Below are 16,232 nucleotides of genomic sequence, written 5' to 3' on the forward strand. Positions count from 1 at the left end.
GAATCGTTGTATTCTTCATTTTTTATTTAGTTTTGTCAGCACACATCAACCTGATTATTTTAAATAATATCCTATGAAAATATTAATGGTCTGTTTAGGAAACATATGTAGAAGTCCGTTAGCAGAAGGAATAATGAAAACAAAACTTACGGGTGATTTTCTTGTTGACTCTGCAGGAACCATTTCGATGCATGAAGGAGAACATCCTGACAGAAGAGCGGTGAAAACGGCAGCTAACCATACTATTGATATTTCCCAACAAAGATCAAGACCCATTACAAAAGATGATTTTAAAACTTTTGATAAAATCTACTGTATGGATGCTTCAGTATATAAAGAGGTGCTGTCTAGGGCAGAAACTGAGGAAGAACGTCAAAAGGTTTTGCTGTTTTTAGAAGCTGCAGGAACTCATGGAAATACAGATGTTCCAGATCCTTATTGGGGTGGAATGGAAGATTTCGAAAAGGTTTACCAGCTATTGGATAAAGGATGTGATGCTATTGTGTCGCAGATTTTAGTCTGATCTGACAGCGAAATTCTTACCTTTGTAAAATAAACAATGAGTAAAGTTTCATAGGTCATCTTTTCCATGAAGTTTGCTCATCATTTCAAACAACCTTCTTTACAAGAAAGAACAAAATAATAACACAATGCTTTTTTTACTTCCAGCTTATCTCTCAGAAAATACGTCTATCACTCATTTTTCACCTGTGATCAAAGAATATATCATGCAGACCGACTACTTTTTCGTGGAAAATGAAAAAACAGCCAGAAAAGTAGTGAAGTTTTTCGCTCCTGAAAAGAAACAATCCGATCTGAAACTATTTCTTTTAGATAAATATACTGAAAATGCGGATATTAAAGAAGCTCAGGAGCTGATGTTGAAAGGTCAGGATTTTGGACTGCTTTCAGAAGCTGGCTTGCCTTGTATTGCGGATCCGGGAAACCTTATCGTAAAATGGTGCCATGAGAAAAATATCAGAGTAATCCCAATTTCTGGTCCGTCTTCTATTATTTTGGCTCTGATCTCAAGCGGATTCAATGGTCAGGAGTTTACTTTCCATGGGTATCTTCCAATTGATAAAGGTGAAAAAAAGAAACAGATCACCAATCTGGAAGCGATGATGCAAAAAACAGGGTATTCACAAATTTTTATGGAGACTCCTTACAGAAATAATCAGCTTTTTGAAGATTTGTGTAAATTTTTGTCACCCAATACCAAGCTTTGTATTGCTGCCAACATCAACGATCCTGAACACGAATTTATTAAAACCAAGACTGTAAAAGACTGGCAGAAACAGAAGCCGGAATTGCATAAGATTCCTGCAGTATTTGTATTAGGAAAGTAGTTTTTTGAACCGTATTAATATCTGATCCCTGTCTTTTTTAGAATAAATCCCAACAGCCATATCGGACCTATGAGTAGAAACTGCAGATCTTTTAGAAAGGTAGGCTTTTTCCCTTCAATTTTATGTCCGATAAACTGGAAAACCCATGTGATGACAAAAACCAAAAGGTAGAGGATCCAGGATTGTTTTCCCAAAGCGATATTGGTAAGATAGATAAAATGTTCTGCCAAAAACATCATCAAGATCATGATAAGACTGATTCTGAATGAAAGTCTTATGTAAAATAAGGTAATCAGAATAACGGTGATGATGCTCACAATACTGATGCATCCGAAATACGAAATGCAAAGATGAGGAGCGGGGACAAGAGATACAAATCCAAGTATAGTCCAGAAAATTAAGGGTACACAGATCCAGTGAATCATTTTATTGATGGCATTTCTGTGACTTTTGCTGTATTCTGCAAATAATAAATCGACCTTTCTCATCGTAGCTGAAGTTGATAATTGCTAAAATAATAAAATTTTGTAATCACTGATAAGATTGCTTACATTTGTGCTATGTCTGCCTTAGAAAAGTATGGAGTTGAGATTTTTACAGAACGTAATATCTTTGAAAGAATCGCTGTTGATAAGCCTTTCCGGCCGGACAATCCTGCATTTATTTTTATTAAATCCGGGACCATAAAGCTTCGCCAGCATTTCAGTGATCTGGAAGTTTCTGCCAATATGTTTATGGTGACCGATCCGCAGACGATCTATGAAGTAGTTTCTGTGACCGACGATTTTCAGTCCAGAATGGTTTCTTATAAAAGAGAATTTATCTCAGCTTTATCACTAAAGTTCAATCGTCTCATTACTTACCGCTATTTCAGACAGCAGATGAACAAAGGGGTTCCTTTTCCCGAAAATGAAATGGAAGTGGTATGGAAAAGCGTCAATTTCCTTAAATATATCCTGGATTCTGACACAGAAATGTTGTATAAAAAAGAAATGGTAGAACATCTTTTCTCTGTTTTCTGTTATCAGATGGCGGGAATTATTTCTAAAGAAGACAATAATTCTATGAACCAGATGTCCAGGCAGGAAGAAATCGTATTTGTATTTCTTACAGACCTTGCGGAACATCATCTTACCGAGAGAACCGTTGAGTTTTATGCCGAACGACAGTCAATTACAACCAGACATCTTTCTTCAGTAGTGAAGTCGATTACAGGGAAGTCTGCCAGTCATATCATTGCCCTTATTGTTATTAATGAGGCAAAAGTGCTTTTAAACTCTTCCAATAAACCTGTTTCAGAGATTTCTTCTATACTTGGTTTCAGCGATCAATACTCATTTTCTCACTTTTTTAAAAAGCATATTGAAGTGAGTCCTACTCAATACCGACATCAGTTCGAAATTTAAAATCTTACATTTGAACATCTTTTTCCAAAAATCAAACATTTGATTGATTTTGTTGTTGACCTAACTTTGCATCTGTAAAACAAGGTAAAATGACAAAGAAAATAAAAACAGCACTATCTCTTTTGATAGCAGCTTTTCCTGCGCTGTTTTTTTCGCAACAGATCAAACAGATGACTGCAAATGAGGTAGCTGAACTGGCTGTACAAAATCATCAGCAGTTAAAAGTTTCTGCTCAGAATATTGATATTGCAAAACAGAGCATTGCTATTACAAAGCTTCAGAAATTACCCACTATAACGGCATCTACAAGTCAATTCTATTTAGGTGATGCGGTTGCTATTGATAAAGACTTTTCAAACTCTACAAAAGTTCCGATGCCTCATTACGGAAGTTCTTATGCCGTACAGGCTACCCAACTTATCTTCAAAGGAGGTTTGGTGAACAAATCTATTGAGATGGCAGGACTTCGTGAACAGCTTTCTGAACTGGATCTGGAGAAAAACAAACAGGATGTGAAATTTTTAGTGATTTCAAACTATCTGGATGTTTATAAAATCATCAATCAGGAAGAAGTTTTTCAGAATAACAAAAAACTGGCTCAGGAACGTCTTAAAAATGTTCAGAAATTCTACCAGCAGGGTATGGTGACCAGAAATGAAGTGATTCGTGGGGAATTGGCGATCAAAAACCTTGATCAGGGTATTCTTACTCTTTTCAACAACAGAAAAATCTTATCCTATAATTTAGATATCGCATTGGGATTACCTACCGATACAGAAATTATTCCTACCGAAAGTTTAGGAAATAAAGACGCCGGTATTGGAATGGAGTATTACACAGATCTTGCCCACGAAAAAAATCCTCTGCTGAAATCTGCCAGAAAGAATATGGATGTAGCGGATAAGAATATCGAAATCATTAAAACAGATAATATGCCGACTGTTGCAGGCTTTGGAGGATATACCTTACAAAGACCTATTACGACAAGAAACCCTGTTTTGGATATGTATTCAGGAGGATGGCAGACCGGTGTTTCTCTCAGTTACAATATCGATAATCTGTACAGAACAAAAGAAAAAGTGAAATTAGGTGAGCTGCAAAAGAATCAGGCGAATGATGCAATGACTTTGACACAGCAAAACATAGATATGGGAGTAAATGCTGCCTATACCAAATATCAGGAAGCCATTCAACAGGCAGGTATCCTGAATGATTCTAAAAAACTGGCGGAAGAGAACTACAAGATTACAGAAGCCAAATATCTGAATCAATTGGCAGTACAGGCGGAAATGATAGATGCTCAGAACCAGAAGCTGCAATCGGAGCTGGATTATGCCAATGCGGAGATCAATGTTTTGTATCAATACTATAACCTTTTGAAATCTACCGGAACGCTTTAATTTTTAAAACTGAAAATCAACACAATGGAAAACAAGGAACAAACTACTCAAAATACAACATCTGCAAATTCTGCTGCAGATCACAAAAAAAAGAAAAATAAAACCAATAAGATCAGAGCCATTATTTCTAATATTATCGTCTTTTTGGTGATTGGTTTCGGATTATTCTGGCTGGTCCGTGAATACTTTCACATCGGAAATAAAACCTATACGGAAGCTGCTCAGGTGGAAGAATTTATCAATCCGATCAATACAAGAGTTTCTGCTTATATCAAAGAAATTAAATTTATAGAGCATCAGAATGTGAAAAAAGGAGATACTTTGGTGATTCTGGATGATCGTGAAATTCTGACACAGCTTGGCCAGGCAGAAGCAGCTTATCAGAATGCAATTGCTCAAAAGACAGCAACGGGTTCTTCGGTAAACACGGTTTCCAATAATATCAATGTAATGGAATCCAATATTGCAGGGGCAAAAGCAAGGCTTTGGAATGCTGAACAGAATTTAAACCGGTACAAAAACCTTTTATCTGCAGAAGCAGTAACGAGACAACAGTACGATCAGGTAAAGACAGAGTATGATGCTCAAAAAGCAGCTTATGAAACCTTAGTCAATCAAAAACAGTCGGCTAACCTTTCTACCACGGAAGTGAAAAGCAGACTAGGAATCAACGATGCAGAGATCAAAAGAACAAAATCTGCATTGGATATGGCAAGAATCAATCTTTCTTATACCGTGATTACAGCTCCTTATGATTGTGTAATGGGAAGAAGAACCATTTCTGAAGGACAATTGATACAACCGGGACAACAAGTTGCCACCATTGTTTTGAATGGACAGAAGTGGGTGACTGCTAATTTTCTTGAGAGCCAAATGCCGAACATTAAAATAGGAGAGAAAATAATGATGACCGCTGATGCTTTGGGTGGGAAAAAATTCGAAGGAGTGGTAACCGCCGTTTCTGCAGCTACCGGATCAAGATACTCAAGTGTACCGACAGATAATTCTACCGGAAACTTCATCAAAGTACAACAAAGAATACCTGTAAGAATAGAGTTTACAGAATCTAATAATAAAGAAGATCTGAATAAACTGAGTGCAGGGATGAATATGAATGTAAATATTAATAAAAACTAAAAGACGAAAGATATCAGATGTCAGAAACTATAAATAAGGACAGCTAAGGCTGAATGTTGAAAATCTGTCATCTGATATCTATTACCTAAAAAACATGTACAACAAAGGACTATACAACGATTGGGTACCCAAACCTGTACAGCTATTGCTGATTGTGCTGCTGCTTGCCGTAGTAATGCCGATTGGGGGAGTGTATACAGGAAATATAAGCCATTTGGTAAGCGGTACCGGAGCGATGACGGAATATTTTATGTGGGCAAACTATGCGACTACCATAGGGATGGGAGCCTGTATGCCTGTTGTTCTCAGAATTAAGATGAGATTTAAGGTAAGAAACAAAATGGTACTGCTGCTGGTGCTTTTAGGGTTGCTGAGCTATGTGAACGCAACGACATTACAGCCGATGATCTTCGTGTTCACTTCTTTATTGATTGGGTTTATGAAAATGATGGTAACCATAGAACTGTTTCTTCCATTGATGGCAATGATCGGAAACAGAGGAATGTTTTATGGCTTATTCTATACTTTTGTATTGGCGATGAATCAGGTGGCGGCTTATTATGCTGCAGATTTTTCATTGCTTTACAACTGGCAGCAGTTTTATATCTTTACTTCGGTTCTGTGTTTTATTTTGGCATTGATTCATTGGATTTTTATGCATGATAAATACTTTGCATTAAAAGTTCCACTGCATTATATTGACTGGCTGAGCATTTTACTTTTTATATCAACATTTATGTTTTCAGCGTATGTATATTCATTTGGAAGACAACAGGACTGGCTGAATTCTAAAAATATCATCAATGCAAGTATTGCTGCTTTCGTGAGTTTTGCCCTGCTTGCAATTCGCCAGCTCACCTTGAAAAGACCTTATCTTTCTTTCAAAATATTTACCAAAAACAATGTGCAGCATGGGTTATTTATGTTGTTTTGGCTGGGAATGTTTTTAGGAACGGCTTCCATTCAGACTTCTTTTGCGGTAGGTGTACTGGGATATGATCAGGTTACAAATGCCGGACTTAATATCCTCATGATTCCAGGGATTATTGTGGCCGGAATTATTGCGGTATTCTGGTTTAAAAAAGAAAAACCATTGAAGATGTATATTTTTTCAGGGTTTGCCGGAATGATTGGATATGCAATTATCATGTATTTCTCTATGGTATTGGAATTCAGTTATGACAACTGGTACCTGCCCATGTTCTTAAAAGGATATGGAATGTGTTCCCTGTTTATTTCCGTATGGTTTTATACGCTGGATAAACTTGAAATGGATGAAATGCTGGCCGCGATAGGATTGGTATTGGTTTGGAGAACATTTCTCTCTGTAGGTATTTTTTCAACCCTATATTCATGGTTTCAATATCGTTTCCAGGTTACTGCGGTAGGAGATCTTGCGGTGTATATGGATGGAATGACGGTTACCCCTCAGAATGTAGCTGCGAACATGAAAGCCATCCAACTGAATGCTATCATTATCGCCACGAAAAAGATTTTCGGATTTATCATTATTGCTGGGTTGGGAGTTTTATTCTATGTAATCACCCATCATTTTGGAGCAAAAAGATTTCAGTATTTCAGATTTGTACGGGTATTGGGCGGTAAATCTGTGATTGCGAGAAGAAGACTTCGCGAAAGAAAAAAATTATTAGAAGAAATTAAAGACGCAGCTGGGCCTGTCGTATAAAAAATAACCTTGTTTTTACCAGTAAAATCCTGAACCTTACATGAAAGGTCGGGATTTTACGTTTTTTAAAAATGAACGTTCTGGTCGTTCTTAAGATCATGCAGATAATTAGGTATATTTTATTCCTTTTCTCTTTTTAACACCTGCTTCATCAAATGAACTTGTTGATTCCTTTCTTTGCTCTCCTTATATAAGACAATGGATATATTCCTTTGAGTCAAAAAAGCGGTTATTTTCTTCCAAATTTATCAAATCATGAAAGATTTCATATTTCACTATTTTTATTTAGAAATAATAAAAATTAAATTTGTAGAATTATAAAACTTTGATTAGAAATAATGAAAAAGCAGTATGTATTCATAGGTCTTTTGGCATCGGGAGTACTATTTTCCCAGACCGCTAAAGATTCTATAGTCTCCAAAGGTATTGATGATGTGGTGATTGTCGCTTCCAGAAAACCTACCAAGATTTCCGAAATTCCAGGAACCGTTTGGGTTGTTCAGAAAGAAAAAATCCAGGAACAGGCTAAAAGTGGAGTTCCTATTAAGGAAATGCTTTCCATTTTGATTCCAAGTATGGATATCGGCCCTCAGGGAAGAACCAATTACGGACAGAACATGAGAGGACGTTCGGCTTTGGTGATGATTGATGGGGTTTCATTGAACAGTATTCGTGCAATCAGCCGTCAGCTGGATGCTATCGATCCTTTTAATATAGAAAGAATTGAAGTCCTTTCCGGAGCCAGTTCCATCTATGGTGGAAACGCTACCGGAGGTATTATCAATATTATCACCAAATCTCCTTCCAAAAAAGGAATCAGTGGAGAAACTGAATTGGGAGTACGTACAGGTTTTATGGGTAAAGATGACCATGATTTCCGTGCAGCTCAATCCATTGCAGGAAAAGGCGAGAAGTTTTTCGGAAGATTAGGAATTGCTTATCAGCAGAACGGTGGAGTATATGGAGCAGATCAAAAACAGCTTTTTACCGATATTACTCAAACCGACCTTCAGTACAACCAGTCGATTGACATTTTGGCTACAGGAGGATATCAGTTTAACAATAAACATAAAATAACAGCTTCCCTTCAATATTACAACTCTAAATTTAACGGTGATAAAAGTTTATTTTTGGGTGAAAATCTAAGTGCTTTTACCAAGAAAGATGCTTCATTGCTACAAATGAAAGATGGTTTCTCGTCCGATAAAAACGTAGGAACAGAACGTTATATGGGAACTGTGGCTTATACCGGAAATGGAATTCTTGGCGGCCAGGATCTGTATGTACAGTTTGCTACCCGTGCAGAAAAATTAGGATTCTATCCATTCCCAGGAAATGTAACCTTAAAAAGTGGAAAAATTCCTTATATGTCTTCTTCCCAACAGGATACCTATTACTCAGGAATCAAAGCGTTATTGTCAAAATCATGGAGAGGTCTGAATGTGACGTATGGAGTAGACGTTGACTTTGAAAAATTTGAAGGAACCCAATCGGTTTATGATATCGCTAAGACAATGTCAAGCGGTGGGCTGATCAATGAAACAAAATACAGCTTAGGAAGATATCCTACCAATCATTCTCAGAGTTATGCTGGATATGTTCAGGCAAAATATAACATCCTTCCCAAACTGCAACTTAACGCGGGAGTTCGTTATCAGAATATCACCGTTACAATGGATGATTTTGTAGGTTCTGAACAACAGACGCAGGTAGCTATGGGATACGGAAATTCAGCATCTGCAATACCTGGAGGTAAAAGCTCTTACAATATGACTTTAGCCAATGCAGGATTGTTGTACAAATTAAACGAACAACAGCAGATTTGGGGAACTTTTTCTCAAGGAGTAAGTCTGGCTGACCCGGCTAAATTTTATGGAATTGGGTCTTATACTCTTAACGGAACCAATTGGGATGTCGTTTCAAGTATCAACGTAAAAGAACAGCCTTTGCAGGCTATTAAAACCAATCAGTTCGAGGTAGGATACCGTATCAATAGAGGAGGATTCAGAGCTCAGGCTGCCGGATTCTTGAGTAAGTCTGATAAAACGGTGACTGTAGATAAGAAAACTTTCCAGATCCTGGTGAACGATTTGAAACTGAGAAATATGGGAATTGAAGCTGAGGTTTCCTATTCTTTAAACAACGGAGTTTATTTCGGAGCAAGCGGATTATTGATCAAATCTGAAGTAGATAATAAAGGAGAATGGCAGAAACAGGAGATTTATAACGCTTCACCTTCCAAATTGGTAACTTATATTGGATATAACATCCAAAACTGGTCATTCAGATTCCAGTCTCTGCAAAACTTCAAGCAGAAAGATGAGCTGAATAATGTGATTGAAGGATACAATACTTCAGATTTAATGATTGGCTACCGTTTCAATTGGGGTAAATTCAATTTGGGAATTCAAAACCTGTTCAATACAGATTATCAGACAATCTGGAGCAAGCGTTCTCAGGTGTTGTATTCTACGTATGGCCTTCCGGAATTGTTTAACTATAAAGGAAGAGGAAGAACATTCAACCTTTCTTATACTTTTGATTTTTAAAAATTTAAAGTATTAAAAATTAAAAATTGAGAGTTGGGAATGAAAAAATCAGGAAATGAATCACAGATCTGTTTATGGCCTTTTTCCCGTTTTCAGCTCTCAATTTACATGTTCAGGAAAGTAGGGAACTGATAATTTTACTTGTTCCACTTTCAATTTTCCACTTCTAAACCCGTATCTTTGTCCTTATGAAAGATTTAATGGGCAGAGCGATCTGGGATTATTATCACAATGACAATCCTGAAGATCTGCAGACGGAAACGTCGATTTCTGAGCTGGATGAACTTCCGGTAGAATATTTATTCAGAGATTTTGAAGAAATGAATGACATAGAGCAGAAAGCATTGCAGTTATCCGAAGGAAAAATTCTGGATATCGGAGCGGGCGCAGGTTCTCATTCTTTATACCTTCAACACGAAAGAAATCTTGAGGTGACTGCACTGGATATTTCTCCCCAATCTATTGAAGTCTGCAAGCTAAGAGGAATTAAAAAAGCAGTTTGTGAGAATATGCTTGATTTCTCTGAAGAAACATTTGATACCATCTTATTATTGATGAACGGTACCGGAGTTTTTGAAAAGCTGGCTAAAATAGATACCTATCTTCAGAAATTACACACCTTATTGAACGATAATGGACAAATCCTAATCGACAGTACAGATATCCTTTATATGTTTGACCGTGATAAAGACGGCGGAGTATACATTCCGGCCGGAGGATATTACGGAGAATTGGGGTATATTGTTCACTATAAAGGAGAATCTGAAGAACCCATCACCTGGCTGTACCTTGATTTCAATACTTTAAAAAATGCTGCCGAAAACAACGGATTCAAAATTGAAAGAGTATTGAAAGATGAAGACTCTTATTTGGCGAAGCTCACTAAAAAATAACCTGAAAACCATCCTTGATCATTGGTAACCATCAAAACCAACATAACTAAGGAAATAAGAATAGGAAAAATATACGAAGCTGCTCTGTAGGGCAGCTTTTTTGGGGTAAATAATACCCAGAATACAAAAAAAATTACAGCACCAGTTGCTCCCATTAGAAGTTCCGGGCTTTTTCTGTAAGTAAAAAAGTGTTGAGAATTGTGTTCATACATAAAAGGAACTGCGAAATTCTGAACAGGGACAAAAATAAATCCAAAAACCAAAGCCAGAACAGCTGCTCCGTATTTTTTGAGATTAAGAAAGTTCAAATTTAGTAGCAGGGAACCAGGAATGGTACCTAAAAGTAAACTGATAATCAATATAAGCTCTCGTGGAAATAATTTGACAGCACTAGGGTCTTCCGTGATATAATCCTGCCATATTTCTCTTTCTGCATTGAGTTTTGCCTCTTCTGCTTCTTTTTTACGCTGAATCAGTTGTTGAACGGTTGCTTTTTTCTGGTCATTGAAAATGCGTCCTCTTTCTTCCAGAATTTCAAAAGCAATCTGAACAGCTTCTGGAACAAAGCGATTGCCTTCTTTTAAATAAGCCTCCAATTCCTGATTAGAGAGTTTTCTTAAAACACTTTTATTAACCATACGCTGTATACAAAATAAAGGCTGCTTCTAGTGAAACAGCCTGTTATCTTTATTATGATGTTGATTATCCAATCTCAATACCGTTTTCAACATTGCTGTCATCCGGTGTTACGAAAGATAATTTTCCGTCTGGTTTTGTTGTTAATAATAACATTCCCTGAGATTCAATTCCTCTGATTTTTCTTGGAGCAAGGTTTAGAAGGATCATTACCTGCTTCCCAATTACGTCCTCAGGAGAGAAACTTTCTGCAATACCAGAAACAACAGTTCTTACATCAACTCCTGTATCTACAGTAAGTTTTAATAGTTTGTCTGCTTTTTCTACTTTTTCAGCTTCTATAATAGTAGCTGTTCTAAGATCTATTTTAGTAAAGTCATCAAAAGTGATTTCTTCTTTCATAGGGTTTGCGTTAGGGTTTGTTTTTTTATTGTTTTGTTTAGTGTCTTCCAGTTTCTGGATCTGAGCTTCTATTACGTTATCTTCAATTTTTGAGAAAAGAAGAGATGATTCATTGATTTTATGCCCCGTTTCAATTAATACGGATTGATTTTCAATAGTATTCCAATCTTTCTTCTCAACATTAAACATATTCAATAGTTTTTCTGAGCTGAAAGGCATGAAAGGTTCACATAACTGAGCTAATGCTACCGCTATTTGTGCTCCAACGAATAAAGATTGAGCTGCTTTTTCAGGGTTGTCTTTAATCGTTTTCCAAGGTTCTTCTGTCTGAAGGTACTGGTTTCCGAAACGGGCAAGATTCATTAATGCAGTTAATGAATTTCTGAATTCATAATTTTCAAGGAATCCGGAAATTTCTTTTGCTGATTTACTTATTTCCTGCAATTCCGGGCTGTTTACATCTCCTTGAGGAACAACACCATCGTAATATTTATGGATAAGAACAGCTACTCTGTTGATGAAGTTTCCAAAAATACCTACCAATTCAGAATTATTCTTCGTCTGGAAATCCTTCCATGTGAAGTTATTGTCTTTTGTTTCCGGAGCTGAAGAAAGAAGAGCATATCTTAAAACATCCTGCTGCCCAGGGAAATCTTCTACATATTCATGAGCCCAAACTGCCCAGTTTCTTGATGTTGAGATTTTATCATTTTCAAGATTCAGGAACTCAAAAGCAGGCACATTGGCTGGCATGATGTAATCTCCATGTGCTTTCATCATTGATGGGAAAATAATACAGTGGAATACGATATTATCCTTTCCGATAAAGTGTACCAAATCACTGTTTTCACTTTGCCAGTAATCTTTCCAGTCTTTTCCGTTTTTCTCAGCCCATTCTTTCGTGAAAGAAATATAACCGATAGGAGCATCAAACCATACATATAATACTTTTCCTTCTGCATTCGGAAGAGGAACCGGAACACCCCAGTTCAAATCTCTGGTCATGGCACGAGGCTTAAGCCCGTCATTTAACCAAGATTTTACCTGTCCGTATACATTTGGTTTCCAATCATCTTTATGACCTTCAATGATCCATTCATTTAAAAAGTCTTCATATTCGTTTAATGGAAGGTACCAATTTTTTGTTTCTTTAAGAATAGGAACATTTCCGCTAAGCATTGACTTCGGATTAATCAGTTCAGAAGGAGAAAGGGTAGAACCACATTTCTCACACTGGTCTCCGTAAGCATTTTCGTTACCACAATTAGGACAAGTTCCTACAATATAACGGTCAGCAAGGAATTCTCCAGCCTGTTCATCAAAATACTGCTCAGAAATTTCTTCTGTGAATTTTCCTTTCTCGTATAAAACCTTGAAGAAATCCTGGCTGGTTTCGTAATGATTTTTAGACGTTGTTCTTGAATATTCATCAAATGAAATCCCAAGGTCAGAAAAAGATTTTTTAATGATTCCGTGATACTTGTCCACGATATCCTGAGGAGTTACTCCTTCTTTTTTAGCTCTTATGGTAATAGGAATCCCGTGCTCATCCGAACCACAGATAAACGCTACATCTTTTCCTAATCTTCTCTGAAATCTTGCGTAAACATCCGCAGGAATATAAACACCTGCCAAATGTCCTATATGAACCGGACCGTTTGCATAAGGCAAAGCTGCCGTAATCATCTTTCTGTTTGACATTTATAGTAAAGTTTTAACTGCAAAGATAAGGATTATCTGCCGAATACTACTATCAGTAGATTTTTTATACTCCCAAAGGGTAATTGAGCGACTTGAAGATGAAATAAAGTTAAACATATGTTTAACAAATTATTAAAACATAATACAATATTATGCATTGCATACTATCGAATAAATTATTGTACTTTAAAGAACTAACTTTTTTTCGTTTCGTAATATACAGAATTTTAACTTAAATTATATTAAAATTATGATAATTCTATTTTTTTTTTAAATTGCACGCATGGCTAGGAGCCAAATTATGACTGTAAACGAAACTATAAAAATAAGATTGTGAAGAATTTTACAACAGTATTAAAAATTGCGCCCGCCTTTTTACTGGCCACTACAGTAATGCATGCGCAGAAGAAGGACTCTCTCCCTCAGGAAAAAAAAATTGAGGAAGTTGTACTGATTGGGTATGGTAAACAGAAGAAGACAGACCTTACAGGGTCAATATCTTCGGTTAGTTCCAAAGATTTTAATGGTGGAGCAGCCACTGCAGACCAATTAATAGTAGGAAAGACACCAGGGGTGCAGATAACTGGAAATAGTGGTGCCCCAGGAGCAGGTTCTACCATCAGGGTCCGAGGAGGCTCTTCTTTTATAAATAATGACCCCTTAATTGTTATTGATGGTGTACCCATTGATTTTAACAGTTTAAGTGGTGCCACAAATCCACTATCATTAATTAACCCTAATGATATTGAAACTTTTGATATCCTAAAAGATGCTTCTTCAGCAGCTATTTATGGTAACAGAGCTTCAAACGGGGTAATTTTGATTACAACAAAGAAAGGAACTGCGGGCAAGTTTAAAGTAAATTTTAATACCAATTTTTCCGTTTCTACCAAAATGAACAATGTTGATGTTTTGAATGGAGATCAGTTTAGGCAGTTTGTAAATACTTTTGGAACTTCATTACAAAAAAGCTATTTAGGAACTTCCAATACAAACTGGCAGGATCTAATTTATCAGCAGGCATGGGGAACAGATAACAATGTTTCTTTTTCCGGAGGTGTTAAAGGACTGCCATATAGAGTATCCTTAGGATATAATGAGCAAAATGGAATTGTAAGAACGAATGATTTTAAAAGAACATCTTTAGGATTAAACTTCTCTCCTAAATTTTTTGATAATCATTTAACTGTTAATGGTAATTTCAAAGGAACTTTTACGGAAAATAGATTTCCTGATAAGGGCGCTATTGGAGCAGCTACATATTTCGATCCAACCCAACCTGTATATTCTGGAAACTCTAATTATGGGGGATATTATGAATGGCTGGATCCTCAAAATCATGCAACAGGTCTGAATGTAAATGGTACTAGAAACCCGCTAGGTTTGTTATATGGCAAAAGAGATCTTTCTTCTGTTTTTAGAGTTATCCCAAGTTTACAATTGGATTATAAATTCCACTTTTTACCTGATTTAAGATTAAATGTTACAGGATCTTACGATTATGCTAAAAGTGATGGCTCAGTAAATGTATCTAAGGATTATGCTCAAGGAATCGGGAGTTTAGGCTCTTATCGTTCTTATTCTCAGGAAATCAAAAGTAAATTATTTGAATCCTATTTAAATTACGTAAAAAAGATTGAAGCTATTAATACTAATGTAGATGTTATTGCTGGGTATTCTTATCAAGATACTCATTCAATAACACCGGAAGCTCCAACGTATTATGGTAATCAGAAAACAGATTTTTCTACACCAGGTGATACCCAAAGAACATTGGTGTCATTCTATGCCAGAGGTATTTTTACGATTGCTAATAGATACGTTATTAATGGATCGATAAGAAGGGATGGATCTTCTACATTCTGGAACGGAACAGACAGAAATAACCTTTGGGGGAATTTCCCGGCAGTTTCAGTTGCCTGGAAGATTAACGAAGAGAGTTTCCTTAAAAATATTTCAAGTATCAACTCCTTAAAAATAAGAGCAGGATGGGGGAAAACTGGACAGCAGGAAACGGGTAATTTTTATCCGGCTTTTGGTTCCTATTCATATAGTAACAGCAGTACTGCTCAGTATCAGCTTGGAAATAGTTTTTATACTTTGCTTCGTCCTGATGTTTATAATCCAAACCTGGTTTGGGAAACAACAACAACCAAAAATTTGGGATTAGATTTTGAAATTCTTAACAGTAGAATTAGTGGATCTATAGATTATTTTGACAAAAAGTCGGAGAACTTGATTGCAAAAGTTCCAACCTGGGCTGGAGATTTAAATAACTTTAATATTAAAAATGTTGGAATTATATCAAACAGAGGTTTTGAAGCGAATTTGAATATTATTCCGATTAAAAGTCAAAATCTAACTTGGGATGTTAATTTTAATGCAACCAAATTTAATCCTAAAGTTACAAGTCTTTCACAATATGTAGATTCTGCCTATAAAATTCCTGCTGGAAGTATTTCTGGAATTAATAATTATATTCAGGCAATTACAGTAGGTCAACCACTGAATGCATTCTACGTTTATCAACAAGTTTATGATGCCAATGGAAAACCATTAGATGGCGCTTACATTGATAGAAATGGAGATGGGAAGATAACTGAAGATGATAAATACTTTTACAAGTCACCTACACCCGATATTATTTTAGGATTTTCTACAAAGGTGAAATTTAAGAACTGGGAGATTGGGACGGCTCTTAGAGCAGTTTTGGGTAATTATGTATACAATAACTCTGCTTCTAACAGTTCAATAGCTAATATTCAGGCCAATAACTTCTTAAGCAATACCAATTCAAGTGTTTTGAATACTCAATTTGCTACTACACAACTATTTTCGGATATGTTTATTGAAGATGCATCATTCCTGAGGATGGATAATCTTACAGTGGGTTACAATGCTGGTGAGTTAATAGGTAAGGGAACTAATTTAAGAATCAATGCAATGGCTCAGAACGTATTTGTAATTACAAAGTACAAAGGTGTAGATCCTGAAGTTTTTGGTGGAATTGATAATGGATTTTATCAAAGACCTAAAGTGTATTCAGTAGGGTTTAACTTCCAATTTTAATCT

Annotated in this window: 12 protein-coding genes; 9 read left to right on the top strand and 3 right to left on the bottom strand. The window is 36.3% G+C overall.

Features of this window, described 5'->3' with window-relative positions; translation table 11 throughout:
- The first annotated feature begins 73 nt into the window (after positions 1-73).
- Both ACL9RH_RS01850 and ACL9RH_RS01855 read left to right on the top strand, forming a co-directional pair.
- Complete coding sequence (locus tag ACL9RH_RS01850) at positions 74-523, top strand: low molecular weight protein-tyrosine-phosphatase (protein ID WP_422691622.1); 450 nt, start codon at positions 74-76, stop codon at positions 521-523.
- 127 nt (positions 524-650) lie between these two features.
- A complete protein-coding gene (locus ACL9RH_RS01855; RefSeq protein ID WP_422691623.1) occupies positions 651-1,349 on the top strand; it encodes an SAM-dependent methyltransferase in 699 nt (232 codons plus the stop codon).
- Positions 1,350-1,363: 14 nt separating this feature from the next.
- On the opposite strand, the gene ACL9RH_RS01860 is transcribed toward ACL9RH_RS01855, so the two are convergent.
- Positions 1,364-1,837, bottom strand: a complete 474-nt coding sequence (locus tag ACL9RH_RS01860; RefSeq protein WP_422691624.1) for a DUF962 domain-containing protein — start codon at positions 1,835-1,837, stop codon at positions 1,364-1,366.
- Between the two features lie 72 nt (positions 1,838-1,909).
- On the opposite strand from ACL9RH_RS01860, the gene ACL9RH_RS01865 reads away from it, so the two are divergent.
- From ACL9RH_RS01865 to ACL9RH_RS01890, 6 genes are all read left to right on the top strand, one after another.
- Positions 1,910-2,755 carry a helix-turn-helix domain-containing protein gene (locus ACL9RH_RS01865; protein ID WP_422691625.1) on the top strand — a complete coding sequence of 282 codons (846 nt, stop codon included), beginning with the start codon at positions 1,910-1,912 and terminating at the stop codon, positions 2,753-2,755.
- 89 nt (positions 2,756-2,844) lie between these two features.
- Positions 2,845-4,155, top strand: a complete 1,311-nt coding sequence (locus ACL9RH_RS01870; RefSeq protein WP_422691626.1) for a TolC family protein — start codon at positions 2,845-2,847, stop codon at positions 4,153-4,155.
- Between the two features lie 24 nt (positions 4,156-4,179).
- Positions 4,180-5,292 (top strand): HlyD family secretion protein, encoded by a 1,113-nt coding sequence (locus ACL9RH_RS01875; RefSeq protein ID WP_422691627.1) that lies wholly within the window; start codon positions 4,180-4,182, stop codon positions 5,290-5,292.
- Between the two features lie 94 nt (positions 5,293-5,386).
- Entirely contained in the window at positions 5,387-6,979 is a 1,593-nt protein-coding gene (locus ACL9RH_RS01880) for an MFS transporter (protein WP_422691628.1), read from the top strand.
- A gap of 338 nt (positions 6,980-7,317) precedes the next feature.
- A complete protein-coding gene (locus ACL9RH_RS01885) occupies positions 7,318-9,528 on the top strand; it encodes a TonB-dependent receptor (RefSeq protein ID WP_422691629.1) in 2,211 nt (736 codons plus the stop codon).
- A 188-nt stretch (positions 9,529-9,716) separates the two neighbouring features.
- Positions 9,717-10,421 (top strand): class I SAM-dependent methyltransferase, encoded by a 705-nt coding sequence (locus ACL9RH_RS01890; RefSeq protein WP_422691630.1) that lies wholly within the window; start codon positions 9,717-9,719, stop codon positions 10,419-10,421.
- Here ACL9RH_RS01890 and ACL9RH_RS01895 read toward each other — a convergent pair.
- Complete coding sequence (locus tag ACL9RH_RS01895) at positions 10,394-11,059, bottom strand: hypothetical protein (RefSeq protein WP_422691631.1); 666 nt, start codon at positions 11,057-11,059, stop codon at positions 10,394-10,396. The two genes, ACL9RH_RS01890 and ACL9RH_RS01895, sit on opposite strands and share 28 nt — an antisense overlap.
- A gap of 64 nt (positions 11,060-11,123) precedes the next feature.
- Positions 11,124-13,160 carry a methionine--tRNA ligase gene (gene metG, locus ACL9RH_RS01900; protein ID WP_422691632.1) on the bottom strand — a complete coding sequence of 679 codons (2,037 nt, stop codon included), beginning with the start codon at positions 13,158-13,160 and terminating at the stop codon, positions 11,124-11,126.
- Between the two features lie 333 nt (positions 13,161-13,493).
- On the opposite strand from metG, the gene ACL9RH_RS01905 reads away from it, so the two are divergent.
- Positions 13,494-16,229 (top strand): SusC/RagA family TonB-linked outer membrane protein, encoded by a 2,736-nt coding sequence (locus ACL9RH_RS01905; RefSeq protein ID WP_422691633.1) that lies wholly within the window; start codon positions 13,494-13,496, stop codon positions 16,227-16,229.
- Positions 16,230-16,232 lie beyond the last annotated feature (3 nt).

The sequence above is a fragment of the Chryseobacterium sp. Mn2064 genome (assembly GCF_049319685.1).
GTDB lineage: Bacteria > Bacteroidota > Bacteroidia > Flavobacteriales > Weeksellaceae > Chryseobacterium.

Excerpts from the sequence above, each read along its gene's own strand:
- ACL9RH_RS01885 (WP_422691629.1), top strand. The coding sequence starts at position 7,318 with ATGAAAAAGCAGTATGTATTCATAGGTCTTTTGGCATCGGGAGTACTA.
- ACL9RH_RS01880 (WP_422691628.1), top strand. The coding sequence starts at position 5,387 with ATGTACAACAAAGGACTATACAACGATTGGGTACCCAAACCTGTACAG.
- ACL9RH_RS01855 (WP_422691623.1), top strand. The coding sequence starts at position 651 with ATGCTTTTTTTACTTCCAGCTTATCTCTCAGAAAATACGTCTATCACT.
- ACL9RH_RS01890 (WP_422691630.1), top strand. The coding sequence starts at position 9,717 with ATGAAAGATTTAATGGGCAGAGCGATCTGGGATTATTATCACAATGAC.
- ACL9RH_RS01895 (WP_422691631.1), bottom strand. The coding sequence starts at position 11,059 with ATGGTTAATAAAAGTGTTTTAAGAAAACTCTCTAATCAGGAATTGGAG.
- ACL9RH_RS01875 (WP_422691627.1), top strand. The coding sequence starts at position 4,180 with ATGGAAAACAAGGAACAAACTACTCAAAATACAACATCTGCAAATTCT.
- ACL9RH_RS01870 (WP_422691626.1), top strand. The coding sequence starts at position 2,845 with ATGACAAAGAAAATAAAAACAGCACTATCTCTTTTGATAGCAGCTTTT.
- ACL9RH_RS01850 (WP_422691622.1), top strand. The coding sequence starts at position 74 with ATGAAAATATTAATGGTCTGTTTAGGAAACATATGTAGAAGTCCGTTA.
- ACL9RH_RS01860 (WP_422691624.1), bottom strand. The coding sequence starts at position 1,837 with ATGAGAAAGGTCGATTTATTATTTGCAGAATACAGCAAAAGTCACAGA.
- metG (WP_422691632.1), bottom strand. The coding sequence starts at position 13,160 with ATGTCAAACAGAAAGATGATTACGGCAGCTTTGCCTTATGCAAACGGT.
- ACL9RH_RS01865 (WP_422691625.1), top strand. The coding sequence starts at position 1,910 with ATGTCTGCCTTAGAAAAGTATGGAGTTGAGATTTTTACAGAACGTAAT.